The sequence below is a fragment of the Cohnella sp. GCM10012308 genome (genome assembly GCF_042649185.1).
Lineage (GTDB): Bacteria > Bacillota > Bacilli > Paenibacillales > Paenibacillaceae > Cohnella.
This window is the reverse complement of the sequence record NZ_JBHRYU010000050.1, coordinates 28,813-43,064: the sequence shown is the minus strand read 5'-3', so window position 1 is coordinate 43,064 and position 14,252 is coordinate 28,813. Positions and strand designations below refer to the sequence as shown.

At 59.0% G+C, this 14,252-nt stretch carries 13 protein-coding genes; 11 read left to right on the top strand and 2 right to left on the bottom strand.

Going from position 1 to position 14,252, the window contains the following annotated elements; genetic code table 11:
- Nucleotides 1-535: 535 nt before the first annotated feature.
- The 9 genes from ACFOTD_RS32305 to ACFOTD_RS32265 all read left to right on the top strand — a co-directional run bounded on the left by ACFOTD_RS32305 (nucleotide 536) and on the right by ACFOTD_RS32265 (nucleotide 8,754).
- The gene (locus tag ACFOTD_RS32305; RefSeq protein ID WP_378124101.1) at nucleotides 536-1,264 is read left to right on the top strand and encodes an AAA family ATPase; all 729 of its coding nucleotides are present in this window, start codon (nucleotides 536-538) and stop codon (nucleotides 1,262-1,264) included.
- A gap of 18 nt (nucleotides 1,265-1,282) precedes the next feature.
- Nucleotides 1,283-2,134, top strand: a complete 852-nt coding sequence (locus ACFOTD_RS32300) for a helix-turn-helix domain-containing protein (protein WP_378124100.1) — start codon at nucleotides 1,283-1,285, stop codon at nucleotides 2,132-2,134.
- A gap of 117 nt (nucleotides 2,135-2,251) precedes the next feature.
- On the top strand, nucleotides 2,252-3,796 hold the full coding sequence (locus ACFOTD_RS32295) for an ABC transporter substrate-binding protein (RefSeq protein ID WP_378124102.1): 1,545 nt from the start codon (nucleotides 2,252-2,254) through the stop codon (nucleotides 3,794-3,796).
- 28 nt (nucleotides 3,797-3,824) lie between these two features.
- Complete coding sequence (locus tag ACFOTD_RS32290) at nucleotides 3,825-4,748, top strand: carbohydrate ABC transporter permease (protein WP_378124099.1); 924 nt, start codon at nucleotides 3,825-3,827, stop codon at nucleotides 4,746-4,748.
- Nucleotides 4,745-5,569 (top strand): carbohydrate ABC transporter permease, encoded by an 825-nt coding sequence (locus ACFOTD_RS32285; RefSeq protein ID WP_378124098.1) that lies wholly within the window; start codon nucleotides 4,745-4,747, stop codon nucleotides 5,567-5,569. The genes ACFOTD_RS32290 and ACFOTD_RS32285 overlap by 4 nt, the downstream gene beginning before the upstream one ends.
- 25 nt (nucleotides 5,570-5,594) lie before the next feature.
- Nucleotides 5,595-6,977: a sulfatase family protein gene (locus ACFOTD_RS32280; protein ID WP_378124096.1), complete on the top strand. Its 1,383-nt coding sequence runs from the start codon at nucleotides 5,595-5,597 to the stop codon at nucleotides 6,975-6,977.
- 333 nt (nucleotides 6,978-7,310) lie between these two features.
- Nucleotides 7,311-7,685 carry a hypothetical protein gene (locus ACFOTD_RS32275; protein ID WP_378124095.1) on the top strand — a complete coding sequence of 125 codons (375 nt, stop codon included), beginning with the start codon at nucleotides 7,311-7,313 and terminating at the stop codon, nucleotides 7,683-7,685.
- On the top strand, nucleotides 7,685-8,065 hold the full coding sequence (locus ACFOTD_RS32270; RefSeq protein WP_378124094.1) for a CidA/LrgA family protein: 381 nt from the start codon (nucleotides 7,685-7,687) through the stop codon (nucleotides 8,063-8,065). The genes ACFOTD_RS32275 and ACFOTD_RS32270 overlap by 1 nt, the downstream gene beginning before the upstream one ends.
- Nucleotides 8,062-8,754 (top strand): LrgB family protein, encoded by a 693-nt coding sequence (locus ACFOTD_RS32265; protein WP_378124093.1) that lies wholly within the window; start codon nucleotides 8,062-8,064, stop codon nucleotides 8,752-8,754. The genes ACFOTD_RS32270 and ACFOTD_RS32265 overlap by 4 nt, the downstream gene beginning before the upstream one ends.
- A gap of 103 nt (nucleotides 8,755-8,857) precedes the next feature.
- On the opposite strand, the gene ACFOTD_RS32260 is transcribed toward ACFOTD_RS32265, so the two are convergent.
- Nucleotides 8,858-10,672, bottom strand: a complete 1,815-nt coding sequence (locus tag ACFOTD_RS32260) for a sensor histidine kinase (protein ID WP_378124092.1) — start codon at nucleotides 10,670-10,672, stop codon at nucleotides 8,858-8,860.
- A complete protein-coding gene (locus ACFOTD_RS32255; protein WP_378124091.1) occupies nucleotides 10,669-12,099 on the bottom strand; it encodes a response regulator transcription factor in 1,431 nt (476 codons plus the stop codon). Before ACFOTD_RS32255 ends, ACFOTD_RS32260 begins: the two co-directional genes overlap by 4 nt.
- Before the next feature lie 251 nt (nucleotides 12,100-12,350).
- Between ACFOTD_RS32255 and ACFOTD_RS32250 the strand changes: the two genes are divergently transcribed.
- Nucleotides 12,351-13,292, top strand: a complete 942-nt coding sequence (locus tag ACFOTD_RS32250) for an ABC transporter permease (protein ID WP_378124090.1) — start codon at nucleotides 12,351-12,353, stop codon at nucleotides 13,290-13,292.
- Nucleotides 13,293-13,320: 28 nt separating this feature from the next.
- Complete coding sequence (locus ACFOTD_RS32245) at nucleotides 13,321-14,220, top strand: carbohydrate ABC transporter permease (protein ID WP_378124089.1); 900 nt, start codon at nucleotides 13,321-13,323, stop codon at nucleotides 14,218-14,220.
- Nucleotides 14,221-14,252 lie beyond the last annotated feature (32 nt).

Genomic DNA, 14,252 nt, shown 5'->3' with positions numbered 1-14,252 from the left:
AACCTACACACCTCTACAATAGGAGATTTTTTCATGCCTATCCACGAAAAAAGTAACACGAAATAGAAAATATAGTAATTTATTGATTAAAAATTTAATGCGTTAGTTTTAATGCAACACTAGTGACCGTACAGCCGCTATCGAGAGGAATGGCAGGCCAAATAGCCGAATTCGATTGAAGTAACGGATCGTGTGTCCGGAATAGCCGACTATTTGCGGTTCTTGGGTGGAATAACGGATTCTGTGTCCGAAAAAATCCAACTATTCGCCGTTCCCGGATCTCATGTCCAACTTAATGCCCTGCCCCGCCACGCAACGTCCCGCCACCCAACGTCCCGCCACCCAACGTTCCGCCACCTAACGTCCCGCCACCCAACGTTCCGCCACGCAACGTCCCGCCACCTAACGCCCATCAACTAACGCCCGCCACCCAACGCCCCGCCACTCAACGCTTCCCCACGGTTGACCCTATCAACTTAAATCGTTACGTTATATCTAACGTATTGGACGACTTTACGCGGCGGGAGATGATCGCATGTTTTTGCGCAGTCTGACGATGATGACCGGTGCAGGCGGGTCGGATCAGGAAGGCTACCCGTTCGATATACCGGCGATTCGCGGGCTTGCGTCGCTCGCATTCGAATCCAACGTGACCTTTTTTGTCGGAGAAAACGGGTCGGGCAAATCGACGCTTCTGGAAGCGATCGCTTACCAGTGCGGGTTCAACGAAGCGGGCGGCGGCAGAAACAACCAGTATGAGGTGGAGGCTTCCGGCTCGGCGCTCGGAGACGCGATTCGGCTGTCCTGGATGCCCAAGGTGACCAACGGCTTTTTCTTGCGTGCCGAGACGTTCTACCAGTTTGCCTCGCATCTGGATACGGTACCGGAGAGTTACAATGCCTATGGCGGAAGGTCGCTGCACCGGCAATCGCATGGCGAGGCTTTTCTGTCGTTGTTCAAGCACAGGTTCGGCAAAAGAGCGCTCTATTTGCTGGACGAGCCCGAGGCGGCGCTCTCTCCCGCCAGACAGTTGGCGCTTATGCGAGTCATTAAGGATCTGGAGAAGGACGCGCAGTTTATCGTCGCTACGCACTCGCCGATCCTGCTCGGCTATCCGGGAGCGCGTATCCTGAATTTCGACGAAGCGCCGATCCGGGAGATCCGGTACGAGGATACGCTTCACTATATCGTGACCATGCGTTTTTTGGACAACCGGCACAAGGTGCTGGACGAGCTGTTCGACGACGGGGAGAACGATCGATAGGGAGAGGAGAGGCAGCGCATGTCGTATGAAGTTCACGACCAGCTTCGCGTCACCGTGTTGAACGTGACGAAGGTACAGTACAAATCCAGGATCATTTTCGACTACGTCCAATCCTGTTATACCGTCTCTTATATTCAAAAGGGAGAAGTCATCACGACCCTCGAGGACAAGGAGTTCGTGGCCAAGACAGGCGATGTCATGATTCACCGGCCGCACAAACCGTTTAATGTCATCTCCCAAACAGACGGCGTGCATTACCTGTTTAACGTCGATATCAAGGTCAAGGGGGAACAAGACTTTTTCGACGTATTCCCGCTCGGCAAGGTGGTCAAGGTGCGCGATCCCGGCCTCTATGAAAAAAAGTTCGACGAGCTTCGAAGCCTGTGGCTGCAGGAGGACGACGACTTTCGAACCGTGCAGACCGGCTTTCTCGCCTTTTTCCTGCTGCATGAGATCCTGGAGAGCACGAAGCTCGGGGAACGGCGGTCCTCGCGGGACCCGATTATCACGGACCGCTTCAACAACGCGCTGCATTATATCGAGAACGGGCTCGAAGAAGACATCTCCCGCGAGGAGCTCGCCCAGATTTATCATATGAACCCGGTCTACTTCAGCCGCGCGTTCCAGAAAATCTACGGGATCACGCCCATGAAGATGCTGAAAAAGATGCGGCTGCAAAAAGCCAGGCAGATGCTCGAAAATACGGAGCACACAATCGACCATATCGCCCAGCAAAGCGGTCATTACGACGCGGCGCACTTCAGCCGGGCGTTTCAGAAGGCATTCGGACAATCGCCGACCGATTATCGCAAAAGTATCAAAATTACAAGAAGAAGCATCGTCCCTACATGGCTCGATTATCAAATCTAAATTAACATGAACTTCAAGAACGCTTGCTGTAAGCGCCTGCAATCGCTGAGAGCAAGGGAATCTTGAAGTTTTTTGTTCTGCGGATCCAACCAAATCAGAGGGGGATTATCGTTGAGAATGAAATGGAAGCATGCAGGAGCGCTCATGTCTATAGCGCTAATCGTACAAGTGATGTCAGCTTGCTCGGGGTCTTCGAACAACGGGCCGAGCAGCGAATCGGCAAGCTCGCCGTCCGCATCCGCCGACACGTCCGCCAGCCCTTCTTCCTCGTCCTCGGCCGCAGCGCCGTCCTCATCGTCGGGCGAGCAGGTCACGCTCCGAATCATGGACTGGGCCGACAGCGAAAAGTCCTACCGCGAACAATTCATCAAAGACTTCGAAGCGAAATACCCGAACATCAAGATCGAATACACGCTGCTGACGGTCGACCAATTCCAAAATACGATCCTGACCGCCATCAAATCGGGCGACGCGCCCGACCTGTTCCCGATCCCCGCTACGATGAAGCTGAGTACGGCGGTGAAGGAAGGCTGGTACCAGCCGCTCGACGCCTATATCGACGACGCGTTCAAGAGCAGCTTCGTGGACGGGGCGTTCACCGAAGGCACGACGATGCTGGACGGCAAGATCTATTCGATTCCCGCGCTCACCGGCGTACCCAGCACGCTCGTCTTTTACAACAAGAAGCTCTTCCAGGAAGCCGGCCTCGACTCGAGCAATCCGCCTAAGACATATAGCGAATTCCGCGAGGCTGCTAAGAAAATCACCGCAGCCGGCAAAGGCAAGTACTACGGCATCATCGAAGGCGGCAAGCAGATCGGCCGCTGGAAGCTCGCCGCGACCGAATGGTCGGCGCTCGCCGGCAGCGGCTTCGCCTCCGAGTCGCCGGTCAGCCTGAAGGACGGACAGGCATCCTACGATTCCGAAGCGATGATCGGGGTGTTCGACCTGTTCAAGGGGCTGAAGCAGGACGGCAGCTATCACCCGAAGACGATGAGCCTCTCCGCGCCGGAAGCCCGCGCCCTGTTCGCCGAGGGACAGGCCGGATTCATCGTTCAGGGCGAATGGAACGTCGGCACCTGGACGAAGAACAATCCGGATCTCGACTTCGGCGTCATGGCTCCGCCGGTGCCGGACGCCGGCCAGAAGGGGTATCTGCCGCGCTCGACTTATGGGCCTTGGATCGGCATGTCCGCCGCCACCAAGCACCCGAAGGAAGCCGCGATCTACCTGAAGGAATATTTCAGCAAGGACTATCAATCCGTCCTCGTCCAGAACGGCGACCGCTTCTCGATTCTGAAGGACGTGAACGAGTCGGCCGCGGAAATCCCGCAGTTCAAGCAGTACTACGAGATCGTGCAGCAGTACTCGCGCCTCGTGCCGAGCGTCGCGGTGCGCAACCCCGGAGCTTCGGCCGTCATGGCTAGCTTCAAGGACCCGAAGCCGGGCCTCGGCGATATTCTCCAAGGCGTCGTCGCCGGATCGCTCAAGGATCCCGCGGCGCCGCTTGCGCAGCTGTCGGGCCAGATCGACAAGGCGCTGGATGCGGCGATCGAGCAGGCCAAGGCAGGGGGCGCGAAGGTCGAGCGCAGCGATTTCTCCTTCTCGAATTGGAGCATGGACAAGGATTTTTCAGCCGAAGACTATCAAGCGCTGAAGTGACGACCGCTCAGCAGATGTGGAGGACAACATGGGACGGACTGGAGAAACCAAGAAGTCGCGCCGGAAGACGCAGGCCTGGTGCTGGCTGTTTCTAACGCCCACGCTGCTGTTATTCCTGGCGTTCCAGGCCTGGCCGATCTTGGCCGGCATCTACTACGCCATGCTGGACTGGTCGGGTCTGACGTCGGACTCGACCTTCGTGGGCACGGATAACTTCGTTAGCGTGGCGAACGATTATTACTTCTGGAACGCGTTCAAAAACAGCTTCAAGTTCATGCTTGGCGTCGTGCCGCTTCACCTGATCGTACCGCTCATCCTCGCCGTCATCCTGAACCGCCCCGGGCTCAGGGGCGCGAGCTTCTATCGCACCTTGATTTTTCTGCCCGTCGTCACGACGACGTCGATCGTCGGGATTATCATGGTGTTCATCTGGGGCAGCGACGGCGCGGTGAACGGCGCGCTGCACGGCATCGGCCTGCTCGACGAACCGATCGACTGGCTGGGCGATCCGAGCTGGTCGATGTTCACGGTCGTCATCGTGTCGGTATGGAAAAACCTCGGCATCAACATGGTGTATTGGCTGGCCGGGCTGCAGAGCATCCCGAAGGAGCTCTACGAGGCGGCGGAGATGGACGGCGCGCGCGGTTCGAAGCTGTTCTTCCGCATCACCGTGCCGCTGCTCTTGCCCATAGGGGCGGTCATCCTGCTGCTGAACGTCGTCAACTCGCTGAAGGCGTTCGACCTGATCAAGACGATGACCAACGGAGGGCCGTTCTTCGCCACGGACGTCGTATCGACTTACATTTACCGCTATGCGTTCTCCAGCGAGATGGGGCTGCCGCAGCTCGGCTACGCCGCCGCCGCGGGCATCTTCTTCGCCGTCACGATCTGCGTGCTGGCCGTCGCGCAGAACGTGATCACCAAGCGGATAAAGGGGCGATCGTCGCTATGAGGCAGCTAAGAAAATCGCTATTTCACCTGATCATGGTCGCGTTCTGCTTCATTTGGATCTACCCGTTCCTGTGGATGCTGTCCGCCGCCTTCAAGACGGATGGAGAGTTTTTCTCGAACGGCCTCAAGCTGATACCGGACCGCTTCAAGCTGGATAACTTCAAGCGCGCCTGGGAAGGGGCGAACTTCGACACCTACTTCCTGAACAGCGTCGTCATCTCCGCAAGCACGATCCTCCTGGTTCTCTTCGCGACGGCGACCTGCGGCTACATCATGGGCAGGCATTCGTTCCGCGGCAAAAAGCTCGTGTTCGCGCTTCTGGTGGCCAGCTTGTTCGTGCCGATGGAATTCGCGATCATCCCGATCTTCGACCTGATCAAAAATCTCGGGCTCATGAACAATCTGCTCGGGGTCATCCTGGCGGAGGCGGGCGGCAACCATATCATTTTCATCCTGCTGTTCGCTACGTTTTTCCGCGAGATTCCGAACGAACTGGAGGAAGCGGCCGTCATGGACGGCAGCGGGTTCTTCCGGACGTTCGCGCAGGTCATGCTGCCGCTGGCCAAGCCGGTCGCCGGGAGCGTGACGATCATGCAGTTCATCTGGTCGTGGAACTCCTTCATGCTGCCGCTCATTCTAACGCTCAGCAAGCCCGACCTGCGTCCGCTCGCCGTCGGCCTCTATGCGCTCCAAGGCGAGAACGTCGTAGACTGGACCGGCATCGCGGCGGGCGGCGCGATCGCGATCCTCCCGATCGTCGTCATCTTCCTGCTGCTTCAGCGCTTCTTCGTAGACGGGGTCGCCGGAGCGGTCAAAGGCTAAAATCAGCAAAGGCAGGTACCGCATAATGAGAATTTTATATCTCGATCTTGACTCGCTACGTCCCGATCATCTGGGCTGCTACGGCTACCATCGCGACACGTCGCCGAACATCGACGCGATCGCGGGGGAAGGCGTGCGCTTTACGAATTACTATTGCTCCGACGCGCCTTGCTTGCCTTCGCGCTCGGCCTTGATGTCCGGCCGGTTCGGCATTCACAATGGCATCGTCGGACACGGCGGCACCGCGGCGGACATGCGCCGGGACGGCGAGACGCGCGGCTTCAACGACAGGCTCGCGATAGAGAGCCTGCCTGCCGTCCTGCGTCAAGCGGCGATGAAGACGGCGTCTATCAGCACGTTTTCGGAGCGGCACTCGGCCTGGACGTTCAACGCCGGCTTCAACGAAGTGTTCAACGTCGGCGGCAAGGGCGGGGAGTCGGCAGAGCAGGTGCTGCCGGTCGCGCTCAAGTGGCTGGAGGACAACGGAGCGCAGGACGATTGGTTCCTGCACCTGAACTTCTGGGATCCGCATACGCCGTACCGCGCGCCGGAGGACTACGGCAGCCCGTTCGCGGACGATCCGTTGCCGGACTGGCTGACCGAGGATGTATTCGAGCGTCATCTGGCGAAGAAGGGCCAGCACAGCATCGAGGATATGAACGCGCTCGCCAAGTCGCATTATTACCGTCATCCTCGGCACGGCAAACCGATCGAGAAGCGGGAGGACCTGCGGGAGATCCTCGACAACTACGACGCCGCGATCCGCTACATGGACGAGCATGTCGGCAGGGTGCTGGCCAAGCTCGGCAGTCTCGGCGTGCTGGAGGATACGGCCATCCTGATCAGCGCCGATCACGGGGAAAATATGGGCGAGCTCGGCATCTACTCCGAGCACGGGACTGCGGACCAGGCGACGTGCCGCATTCCGATGATCGTCCGCTGGCCGGGCGGCGCGCGGGGCGCTGTCGACGAGGGACTGCATTATCATCTCGACCTGGGACCGACGCTGGCCGGACTCCTCGGTATCCCGGGTGCGCCGTCTTGGGACGGAGAGAGCTACGCCAACGCAGTGCTGCAGGGCGAATCCGAAGGGCGCGAGTACCTCGTCGTCTCGCAGTGCGCGCACGTGTGCCAGCGCAGCGTCCGCTTCGGGGACTGGCTGTACATTCGCACCTATCACGACGGCCATCACGACTTCCCGCGGGAGATGCTGTTCGATCTGAAAAACGATCCGTTCGAGCAGCATAATCTGGCCGGAGAGCGCCGCGAGATTTGCAAGGAGGCCGTCTATCTGCTGAACGAGTGGCACGACGGCATGATGGCTTCAATGCCGCACGACACGGATCCGCTGTGGACGGTCATGCGCGAGGGCGGGCCGTATCATGCGAAGGATTATGCGAAGAAGTAGAGAGATGGAATCGCCAAGAAGCCGCCCGGATCGCCGGGCGGCTTAAAACATTTTGCCGCCAAGCGTTAGTGGCGGTACTTTCCCGTACGATTGCCTTTGCCGGACGAAACGCAAACGGATCCGGGCTGCCGAAAGGGGCAATTTGCGCTTTAAAAAGATTCATCCGGAAGACACGCTGAGCAACCATTATATCGTCTATACTTGGGGAAGCAGCGATTTCTCGCTAAGCGACTTTGATTTGCGAGAGCATTAAACCAACCGAAGACGCTCAGGATTGAATCGGATGAACGGCATCATGAACGGCAAACCGAGTGAATGGAGAGGAAGGCTTTTATGAGAAAAATCAATTCTTTCGCGGAAGCGGAAAGCTTCGCAGGGGAAGGGATCGAGGCGATCCTGCATGCGTCGCTCGTGTCCCCGGAAGCGGCCGGCATCGCATCGGCCGGCGATAAGCCGGAGAAGGAGGCATCCATTACCGCCTACGTTCGGGAAGGCCGGGAGACATCGGCGCATTATGTGCTAGACTGCCGCTCCGTCGACGGACAATCGTATTTACTTTGCGTTCATGTAGGAAACGGGCCATCGGTGCAGCACTTTAACGAGGACGATTGGCTGTCCTTTCAAGAAGCTTGCGAGGATGAAAAGATCGCGTTGCATGGCAAGCCGGTGCTGGCCTATACGTTTAAAGGTTTAGTGAGGGTGCTATAATGGCCGGATTCGCCATTTTGCTCGCCTTTAATTTGCTGGGATTGGTTGCTGAGCACGTATTGCATATGCCGATCCCGGGCAATGTCATCGGCCTTATTCTGTTCACTGCCGCCTTGTTTCTGCGTATCGTCAAGCTGGAGTGGGTGGAGCGCTCCGCCGAGCTGCTGACGCGGCATATGATGCTGTTCTTCGTGCCGTATATCGTCGGTACGATCGCCTTCCTGCCGGTGCTGAGGGAGAACGGGCTCGCGATTGTCGTCAGTCTCGTGGGCAGCACGTTGATCGTCATGCTGGCTGCCGGGAGCGTCGCCGCCCGGGTCGGCCGCAAGGCGTCGCCGGCGCCCGAGTCCGAGCAGGGAAAGGCGAGCGCCGGCTTATGAATTTGCAAGAGATCTATGAGCACCCTTTGTTCGGCGTGACGGTTACCGTCGGCGCTTATGTAATCGCCCTGAAGGTGCAGGGCAAGTGGAAGTCGATCCATCCGCTGTTCGTCTGCTCGGGCGCGATCATCGCGCTGCTGCTTATGCTTGATATTCCCTATGGCGATTACCGGGCAGGCGGCGATCTGATCACCTTCTTCCTGGGACCCGCGACCGTGGCGCTGGGCGTCCCGCTCTACAAGCAGCGGCACTTTCTGCGTCGTTACTTCGCCGCGATCCTATCCGGGGTTACGATCGGATCGGTGAGCGGCATCGCCGGCGCCGGGCTGCTCGTCTGGCTGATGGGCGGGACGCGGGAGCTTATGGCGACCATGATGCCCAAGTCCGTCTCCAGCGCGATCTCGGTCGAGATCGCCCGCCAGGCCGGCGGCATACCGGAGCTCGCCGCCGTTTTGACGGTCCTGACCGGACTGCTCGGCAGCATGGTGGGCCCCGCGCTGCTGCGCCGGGCGGGCATCTCCGGCGATATGCCGATCGGCGTCGCCATCGGCACCTCCTCCCACGGCATCGGCACCGGCCGCGTGATCCGTGATTCCGAGCTGCAGGGCAGCGTCAGCGGCGTGTCCATGGCGCTGGCCGGCATCGTGACGTCGCTGCTATTTATTCCGTTGTACAGCTGGTTCCATTAACGCGAACGGCGAGAACTGCCTTTGCGGCGGGCGCCGCGGCGGTCAGTCTCGTCGCTCGGATGGCCTCATCCTGCGCCGCACGCACAGCCTTATTCTTGGCGGTTCAGACGGCCTCATCCCCGGACCGCGCATCGGCCCCATCCGCCCGGCGCCCCGCCAGCGTCAGCACGACCTTCGTCCCGCGTCCGGGCTCGCTCTCCAGCCGGACGCCGCAGGGCTCGCCGTATCTGAGCCACAGCCGGTTGTGCACGTTGCGGACGCCGATATGGCCGCTCGCCTCCGCATTCTTGCTCGCGAGCGACGCCATCATGAGCGCCAAGCGATCCGGCTCGATGCCCACGCCGTTGTCCTCGACGGCGATCTCAAGCCGTCCGTCCGCGTTTTCCGCGGCGCAGATGAGCAGGACGCCGCCACGGCCGCGGGGCTCCAACCCGTGTCCGAGGGCATTCTCGACGATCGGCTGGACGATCATCCGCGGCACGACGATGTCCCGAAGCCCCTCCGGGCAGATGAGTCTGAACGTCAGCCTGCCGGGGAACCGGCCCTGGTGGATCTTGACGCAGGCTTCCGCGATTTTCAGCTCGTCCGCAAGACGCACCTCGTCTTTGCCCTTAATGCTGTAGCGCAGCATCGAGCTGAGCGCCGTCGTCATCTCGAAGATGTCCCGGTTCCCTCTGACGATGGCGATGCCTTTGATCGAATCCAACGTGTTGCTCAGGAAGTGCGGATTGATCTGGCTCTGCAGGTAGGCGTATTCGGCCCGCTGCTTCTCCAGATCCACCCGGTAAAGCTTCGACGTCGCGTCTACCAGCTGCCCCGTCAGATCGTTGATGCGCGTCATCATCGTGTTGAATTCGCTCGAGATGACCTCGATCTCCGCATAACCCTTCAGGTCAACTTTATCGTGGAGCACTTCCAGATTGCCGCCCTTCAGCCGCTTCATGAACCGCATGAGCCGGGTCAGCGGCCTTAAGATATTCACCATGAGCATCGCGTAAGGGACCGAGACGACCAGCAGCGTGACGGCTAGCAGCCAATAGCTGGTCTGGCGCAGACGCTCGAGCTCCTTCATCAGATTGTGGATCGGGACGGCCGTCACGATCTTGCCCGAGATCTCCGGCAGCGCGAACGTCTGAACGGCGTATTTCTTGCCGCCGATCTTCCGGACGGACGATTTGCCCGCTTCCGCTGTTTGTACCTTTTCGCCCTCATCGTCAATCCCCATACTGCCCAGCATGCGCTCCCATTCGCTGCCGTTCGCGTAGATGACGCCTTTGTCGTCCATCATGAAGAAATTCGTGCCCGCCAGCCGAGGATAACCCTCGAACGCCGAATGAATGGACTGGATGTCGAGGATAACCAGGATGTAGCCGATCTTCTCGCCGTAGAATTGGGTATCGTCCGAAGCGAAGATGTTCATGCCGAACAGCAGCTTGCCTTTATCGAGTACCTTGTCGGGCGGGCTATACCCGCGATAATGGACGGTGCCGTCCCCGTCCGCCGTCGCCATCAGCTCCTGAATATGCTGGGTTCGGCCCGCCAAAGACGTATACGAGCCTGAACGTCCGACCGCCACGATGTCGAGAATATCCTGGTTCGTATTTCGCGCGATGCTCATCAGGCTCTCGACCTTCTGCGACAGATCGTACAGCTTGAGCTTGTCGGTCTCGAGGAGGAACTTCTGAAGGGTCCCGTCGTAGCCGAGATTCATCATAAGCGCCGACACGTTGGCATAGTTGGCCGATACCCGTTGCTTGAGGATGGAGACGAGCTCCGTGTTGTATTCCGTGTTCTGGTCGATGATTGTCGCGCTGGACTGCTGGTAGACGCGCACGATGACGAAGGGGATGATGGCGACGATAAGGGCGCCGATCAGGAGCACCTGCGTGCGGATGGACAATCTGCCGAAGGACTTCATGACCGCTCCCGGTATTGTGTCGGCGTCATTTTACGGTATCTTTTGAAGATTCGGGTGAAATAGAAGTAGTCTTGGAATCCGCACTTTTCCCCTACCTGATAGATGGATAAATCGGTCTCCTCCAGCAGCTTGCAGGCGTATTCAATGCGCTGCCGCGAGATGTGCTCCACGATCGTCTCGCCGACCTCCCGCTTGAATAGCTGGCATAGATAATTCGGGCTTAAATAGAACTGCTCCGCCAGGCTTTGAATGGAGAGCTCCTGATTGAAGCGGTTGCGGATGTAGAGGACGATCTCCTTCACCTTCTTGTGGGAGATCCGGCTTTCCGCCGTTTCGACGCTCTCGGCGAACGAGTCGAGCGTCATCGTCGTCAGGTCGTCCACCATCGCCTCCGCGGTTCCGTACCGATAATAGAGCTGCTCGTAGCCTTCGAAAAAGCGTCCGCTCGGCCTGGAGCCCTCCCGCGGGAACAGATACAGCACCGACGTATAGAGCACGTACGCTTCCTTGATCGTGAAGGCGCCGTTGCGGAATCCCGCCTTGGCCGACTCCATGGCCGCGATGAAGCCCAGCCTGTCCTTGCGTTCGAGCGTCCTGGCGATCTCCCTGAGCTGCTCCTCGATCGGGCGTTCCGAGGCGGACGCCGGATAGATGCCGGGCCGCCCCGTCGCGAACATGCCGTAGGCCGCAAGCGAGGCAGCCTCGAGGGCTGCGTCCAGCTCCGCGACGTCCGAGAGGGATGGACCGACGCCAACGCCGAATTCGACAGACCGTCCGCCGCCGCTCATCCCCTGGAGGAATGCCGCCTTGCGGCGCTCCTCCATTAAATAACCGTGCCGCCTGCTGCTCATGGGAAACGACAGGCATACGCCCCCCGGCACGGCGGGCGGCGTATGCTGGCCCTGCACCACGACCGGGACGAGAGGCGTCCCAATCGATACCGGCATGCCGCTCTTGTCCAGGAGCCGGCCGATCCGGTCCAGATCGCCCGCGCAGACGGCCTCGTAGAGCTCGTAGGAATGGGCGGGCGTCGCCTTCTTTTCGCTCGATTCGAGATGCTGCGCGATCCGCGCGAGCATCCCGTGGATCTCGTCGATCTCGAAGGGCTTCAGGCAGTAGCCGAAGGTGCCGTAGTTGATCGCCTTTTGCGCGTATGCGAACTCCGCGTGTCCGCTGAGCACGACGAACAGCGTGTCCGGAGAGACGGCTTTGCCCCGCTGGATCAGCTCCAGGCCGTTCATTGCCGGCATCTTGATGTCGGTGAAGACAAGCGTCGGGCGCAGCGCCTCGATCAGCGCCAGCGCCGCCTGTCCGTCCTCGGCGTCCCCGATCACCTCGAAGCCGAACTTGCCCCAGTCCACCGCCGCTTTGATGCCTTCCACGATCCATGGTTCGTCGTCGGCGATTATTGCTGTATGCATGCTCATGCTAGCCCTCCCGAATCGCTTTTTGCTCCCGCTTAAGGTTCATCCTATCGGCTCCCGCCAGGCACGGGTATGGACGATCTTACGTTCGCTATGTCCGATCCTCCGAACCTGCCGTCCCCTGCGCCGTCACGTATGTAAAGTCCACATCTGCGGATTGAATCCTCTATACTCGGCCGCTTTTGCGCTCCTTATAATTTAGCATATAAAACGCTTACTTGGCGCCAAAGACAACATGGAAGGCGGGGAGACGGTTGGCCGATCCGACGACGGCCCGGGCTCCGAAGCGGAGATTGGGCAAGACGATGCTGCAATACAAGTACTTCTATTTAATGGTGCTGCCGATTCTGGTCTGGTACGCGCTGTTCAGCTACGGACCGATGTACGGCGTGACGCTGGCGTTCAAAACCTTTAATTACAGCAAGGGCATATTGGGCAGCCCCTGGACGGGATTAGACAACTTCAAGGAGCTCCTGACGGACCCCGAATTCCGCACGGCCTTCTTCAACACGATCATCATCAGCGTCACGAAGCTGATCGTTCACTTCCCGATGCCTATCATTCTGGCGATCGTCCTGTACGAATTTTCCCGCAACAAAGCCAGGCGCTTCTTCCAGACGATCCTTACGTTTCCCCACTTCATCTCGTGGGTCGTGCTCGCGGGGATTATCACGAACATCCTGAGCAAGGACGGCATCTACAACCAGATCGTGATGCTGTTCGGCGGCGAATCGAGCTCGCCTCTCGTGGACGAGGGCGCATTCAGGCCGATTCTGTACATCACCCACATCTGGCGCGAGATTGGCTGGGACTCGATCATCTATCTGGCGGCGCTGGCCGGGATCAACCCCGAGCTGTTCGAGGCGGCCGAGGTGGACGGCGCGAACCGGTTCCGCAGGCTGCTGAACATCGCGTGGCCCGGCATCAAGAGCACGGTGGCCGTACTGCTCATCCTGCATGTCGGTCAGATGCTGACGCAGGGAGCCAGCTTCGAGCAGATCTTCAACCTGTACAGCTCGCCGGTCTATTCCGTGGCGGATACGATCGATACGTACATCTACCGGACGTCCTTCACCGTCGGCGGAGACTTCGGCTATATGACCGCGGTCGGCGTCGTCAAGTCCGTCATCAGCCTCGTGCTGCTGTGGGCCGCCAATACGTTCGCCAAGCGAATGGGAGAGCAGGGGCTCTATTGATGAAAACAACAGCGAAGGAGGACCGCCCATGAGCGCCCTGGCAGCCGTGAAAAAGAAAAAGTGGAGTCCGTTCGATATCGGGGCGTTTATCGTCCTGGGACTGCTGACCGTCGTTACGTTCTTTCCGTTCTACAATGTCCTGATCGTCTCGGTCGCTAGATTCGATGCGATCAGCAAAAGCGACTTTTACATTTTGCCGCTCTCGTTCGACCTGTCGGCCTACAAACTGCTGGTCGAGGACACGAAGTTCTGGACGTCGTTCCTGAACTCCGTCATCGTCACCGTCGCCGGCGTCGCCTTCAGCATGGCGATCTCCGTGGCGGGCGCCTACGCCTTGTCCAAGCGGGGCATGCCGGGTCGCAATGCCATGCTGAGCCTGATCTTGTTCACGATGTTTTTCAACGGCGGTCTCATTCCCTTCTATCTGATCGTGAAGGACCTGGGTCTGGTCAACAATATCCTGGTCATGATTATCCCGGCCGGCTTGAATACGTTCTACCTGATCATCATGAAAAACTATTTCGCCGGCATCCCGGAAAGCCTGGAGGAGTCGGCCAAGCTGGACGGGGCGAACGATCTGTACATTCTCTACAAGATCATCCTGCCGATCTCCGCCCCGTTCATGGCGACCTTCGCGCTGTTCTACGCGGTAGAGCGGTGGAACGAATGGTGGTACGCGCTCATCTTCATCAGCGACGCCTCCAAGGCTCCGCTGCAGATCTACCTGCGGGAGACGCTGATCACGTCCAATTCCATGCTGAGCCTGATGGCGCAGACGCTCGCGGAGCAGCAGCAGTCGGCCAAGGTGTATACGCCGGCGCTTCAGATGGCGGCGATCGTCCTCTCAAGCGTACCGATCATCGCGGTCTATCCGTTTTTGCAGAAGCACTTCGACAAGGGCATTATGGTCGGCTCGATCAAAGGCTAAGGGGATAAGAAATTTTTTAATTATATTAAATG

Excerpts from the sequence above, each read along its gene's own strand:
- ACFOTD_RS32305 (WP_378124101.1), top strand. The coding sequence starts at position 536 with ATGTTTTTGCGCAGTCTGACGATGATGACCGGTGCAGGCGGGTCGGAT.
- ACFOTD_RS32300 (WP_378124100.1), top strand. The coding sequence starts at position 1,283 with ATGTCGTATGAAGTTCACGACCAGCTTCGCGTCACCGTGTTGAACGTG.
- ACFOTD_RS32295 (WP_378124102.1), top strand. The coding sequence starts at position 2,252 with ATGAAATGGAAGCATGCAGGAGCGCTCATGTCTATAGCGCTAATCGTA.
- ACFOTD_RS32290 (WP_378124099.1), top strand. The coding sequence starts at position 3,825 with ATGGGACGGACTGGAGAAACCAAGAAGTCGCGCCGGAAGACGCAGGCC.
- ACFOTD_RS32285 (WP_378124098.1), top strand. The coding sequence starts at position 4,745 with ATGAGGCAGCTAAGAAAATCGCTATTTCACCTGATCATGGTCGCGTTC.
- ACFOTD_RS32280 (WP_378124096.1), top strand. The coding sequence starts at position 5,595 with ATGAGAATTTTATATCTCGATCTTGACTCGCTACGTCCCGATCATCTG.
- ACFOTD_RS32275 (WP_378124095.1), top strand. The coding sequence starts at position 7,311 with ATGAGAAAAATCAATTCTTTCGCGGAAGCGGAAAGCTTCGCAGGGGAA.
- ACFOTD_RS32270 (WP_378124094.1), top strand. The coding sequence starts at position 7,685 with ATGGCCGGATTCGCCATTTTGCTCGCCTTTAATTTGCTGGGATTGGTT.
- ACFOTD_RS32265 (WP_378124093.1), top strand. The coding sequence starts at position 8,062 with ATGAATTTGCAAGAGATCTATGAGCACCCTTTGTTCGGCGTGACGGTT.
- ACFOTD_RS32260 (WP_378124092.1), bottom strand. The coding sequence starts at position 10,672 with ATGAAGTCCTTCGGCAGATTGTCCATCCGCACGCAGGTGCTCCTGATC.
- ACFOTD_RS32255 (WP_378124091.1), bottom strand. The coding sequence starts at position 12,099 with ATGAGCATGCATACAGCAATAATCGCCGACGACGAACCATGGATCGTG.
- ACFOTD_RS32245 (WP_378124089.1), top strand. The coding sequence starts at position 13,321 with ATGAGCGCCCTGGCAGCCGTGAAAAAGAAAAAGTGGAGTCCGTTCGAT.